The organism is Photobacterium alginatilyticum (genome assembly GCF_009910675.1).
GTDB classification, from domain to species: Bacteria; Pseudomonadota; Gammaproteobacteria; order Enterobacterales; family Vibrionaceae; genus Photobacterium; species Photobacterium alginatilyticum.
In genome coordinates, this window is the sequence record NZ_RSEJ01000091.1 from 1 (window position 1) to 2,135 (window position 2,135).

Consider the following 2,135-nt stretch of genomic DNA (forward strand, 5'->3'; position numbering starts at 1 on the left):
AAAAGAGGTCTTCCGACGGCTGGAATATCACATCAACGATTCAGCAATTCGTTGGGCGCAATCCACCCTAATTCTAATGGCAAGGAACAATTATCGTGCGTAAATTATGTGGGGATCCGCCAGCGCCTGCAATAAGGTGTGCCCCACTAAACCAACAAAGCACACTGAACTCCAGACCAAAACCGCCGAGTGTAACGCATCACCTTGATTGCTTTGTTAGGCATCTCCACTTATGGCTTCACTACCTGGCAGTCGAACTCTCAGCGCGCTCCGGCGCCAACCATGGGATACAGCACACACGAATCTTCACGAGACATGTAAACTATCAACAGCTTAAAGCCAGCTACATTTGCATGACATCCTAATGAGGTGCTAATCGAGGCTGCATCACTAAACTGATGGATTGAGTAAACGACAAGCCTTTCACAGCAGTGTATCGAAGAAGCTAGGAATGTCTATTGCCATCGTCAGAGGTAACAAAGAACGGAACAACCTGCAGTTCCCCGAACTTTACGAACAGCCATGCAATGAACGAATGGCCTTAGAATTCCCGTTCTTGGGCGACATGGTTACGACCAGATCAAAAAGCAGGCTTTTACCATGCCTAACGCCTGCGATAAGGTGCCCCACGCCAAACCTGCAAAGCACACTAAACTTCATACCAAAACCGCCGAGTGTAACGGGTCACCTTAATTGCTTTGTTATAACACAGTTGTTAAACGTCATCTTCCGTCAGAATTTGACGACAATTACGCACCGTTAGTACGCGGATTTCATGGCTCAAACTGTAAATGATGCGATAGTGACCAAAAATGATTTCACGATAGTTGGTATTAGGCATTTCTGGAACCATACGCCCCATTTCAGGCATAGTTCCAAGTAGCTCCGTTTTATCGAATACTTCATTTACCCAATTTTCGGCAGCAGATGGATTATCCAATGAGATAAATTCAGCCGCATCACCTAATTTTTGTAAAGCTAATGGAGACCACACTACTTTCATTTCTTAATGCGCCCCAGTACCTGAGCACGAGCATCTTCGTTTGAAACACCCAAACCGGACGCAAGTTGTGCTTCGGCAGTACGCATTTCTTCTAGTAGTTCAATCTTCTCTTGCATTGCTTCGTACTCAGCAACATCAAGGACAACAGCAACGCCTTTACCACGTTGAGTAATAACCAATGGACGACGAGTCTCATTGATTTGTTTAATAAATGAGGCTACGCCTGCACGAAATTCAGAAAGGGGTTGAATGTCTTGATCGAAATGAATGCGACTCATGTTAAACTCCAAACGGTACAAAATTACGTACAAATAATAGTTCAACTAGCCACTTGAAGCAAGGAGTTGATTCTGTGTTATAACGCCTGCGATAAGGTGCCCCACGCCAAACCAGCAAAGCGCACCGAACTTCATACCAAAACCGCCGAGTGTAACGGGTCACCTTGATTGCCTTGTTATGCAAGTTGATTAAAAAACAATGAATCATCCGTGTGAGCACTATAGCCCGCTGTCCAAAGCACCACCAAATTTACATATACGTTCCAACACAGAATTAGAGATGCCGGGGATAGTCTTTGCTTTTTCACAGCCACTAATTATCAAAGTAAATGGCTCAATATCACCTTCTACGGTTTCTTTTCTTAGGTAAACAGGCTCAGAATCAACTGCTCGAATATAGCTAGTAAATACCCGGTCCTTATAATAACTTTTCGTGGTTAAAACCAAATCTTCAGCATTGAACTTCGATAATGCAATAACACTTTCCAAAGGGTAGTCTATTTTACCTGTAAAGAACTTTGCACCTATTGGTGAAAAGAAACCAATCAAACCGTCAAGTGTATTGTCAATATACTCTTCAACACTCATACCTTTTAAATTTTGATCGTGAATGCCTAACTTCAACTCAATCATGTAAAGATCATAATCTTTTAAATAGACAGACCTATTAAAGCAAGATAGTTTAAGTTCACTCTCATGGTGACATCGGCTTTGTTGCGTAAATCGAATTTAAGCTGAACGGACTCAACATTTGTTTGGGATTAATCAACTCTAGTTGTTTGAGGCATGGTAAGACTCGACAGCTTATTTAAAGCTCGAACAGCTGCGTAGGCTTCACCTACTTGAGCATCATA

At 42.7% G+C, this 2,135-nt stretch carries 3 protein-coding genes; all 3 read right to left on the minus strand.

Features of this window, described 5'->3' with window-relative positions; translation table 11 throughout:
• Positions 1 to 715: 715 nt before the first annotated feature.
• The gene (locus EIZ48_RS28020) at positions 716 to 1,003 is read right to left on the minus strand and encodes a type II toxin-antitoxin system RelE/ParE family toxin (protein ID WP_160658660.1); all 288 of its coding nucleotides are present in this window, start codon (positions 1,001 to 1,003) and stop codon (positions 716 to 718) included.
• Positions 1,000 to 1,281 (minus strand): type II toxin-antitoxin system Phd/YefM family antitoxin, encoded by a 282-nt coding sequence (locus EIZ48_RS28025; RefSeq protein WP_192928760.1) that lies wholly within the window; start codon positions 1,279 to 1,281, stop codon positions 1,000 to 1,002. Before EIZ48_RS28025 ends, EIZ48_RS28020 begins: the two co-directional genes overlap by 4 nt.
• Positions 1,282 to 1,500: 219 nt before the next feature.
• Positions 1,501 to 1,914, minus strand: coding sequence for a hypothetical protein (locus EIZ48_RS28030; RefSeq protein WP_160658661.1), 414 nt, complete (start codon positions 1,912 to 1,914; stop codon positions 1,501 to 1,503).
• Positions 1,915 to 2,135: the final 221 nt, after the last annotated feature.